The following is a 1,098-nucleotide window of genomic DNA, read 5'->3' on the forward strand; positions in this document are numbered from 1 at the left end:
CTCAGCGTGCCCGCATGCACCCACCAGCCGGGGTGAGCGGCGCGGAGCTGTTCGCCGGCGGCCTGGGCGTCGGCGTCGGTGGCGAACACGGCAAAGCAGGTCGCGCCGGAGCCCGACATACGCACCAGGCGAACGCCAGTGGTCGCACGCAACGCGGACAACACGTCGCTGATGACGGGCTCGATGCGCACCGCGGGGCCTTCGAGATCGTTGGTGCCGCGCGCCAGTGCTGCGATCCAATCGCCGATCGCGCGACCGGCATCCGGCCAGGACGGCGCCTGCATCATGACATCGGTGGCGCCGATCAGGAGCTCGCCGTGGCGCAGACCGAGCGCATTGAAGACATCCCTGGTCGCAACCGGCACGCGCGGATTGACCAGCACGGCAGGCATTTTCGGCAAATCGAGCGGCAGCAGACCTTCGCCGACGCCGGTCATGTCGCAGGCGCGCGAGGCAACGCACACCGGCACGTCGGCGCCGGTCTGCAGCGCGACCTCCATGATCCTGCTGTCGTCGAGCGCGAGCTCGTTGAGCCGCGCCAACAGCCGCAGCGCGGCTGCAGCATCGGCCGAGCCGCCGCCGATGCCGGCCGCCACCGGCAGCACCTTCTCCAGCGTGAAGTGGCCGACCTCGAGGTCCACGACGCGCTCGCCGAGCAGCCGCGCGGCCTTGAGCACCAGATTGTCCGATGTATCGCCGCAGGCATCGGCCAGCGGTCCCGTCATCGAGAGCGACAGCTCGGGGCCAGGCTGCAGCGTGAGACGATCGGCGCAATCGGCAAATGCGACGACGCTCTCCAGGTCGTGAAATCCATCGACGCGCCGTCCGACAACCCTGAGCGTCAGGTTGACCTTGGCACGCCCTTCTTCAATCAGCGCCGGCACGGCGACAAACCCCTAAAAAACAATGATCGTGAGCGATTAGCGTAAATCGCCTCACGATCCTATCCCTTTGTTTGGATGGAAATTCCGGGGGTTTACCGGATTAAGCGCCGCATCCGCCGCCGTCGTCCCTGCGAAAGCAGGGACCCATAACCATCGATGATTATTGTTGCAGACCGCCCGAACGACGAATCCCGTTCACAACACCCGCCACGGC

The 1,098-nt window shown here is 66.4% G+C and carries 1 protein-coding gene; it reads right to left on the reverse strand.

The annotated features are described in order from the left end of the window. On the reverse strand, positions 1-884 hold an 884-nt coding region (locus H8A95_RS43185), incomplete at its 3' end, for a 4-(cytidine 5'-diphospho)-2-C-methyl-D-erythritol kinase (protein ID WP_229188472.1). Positions 885-1,098 lie beyond the last annotated feature (214 nt).

This window comes from Bradyrhizobium oropedii, assembly GCF_020889685.1.
Taxonomy (GTDB): Bacteria; Pseudomonadota; Alphaproteobacteria; order Rhizobiales; family Xanthobacteraceae; genus Bradyrhizobium; species Bradyrhizobium oropedii.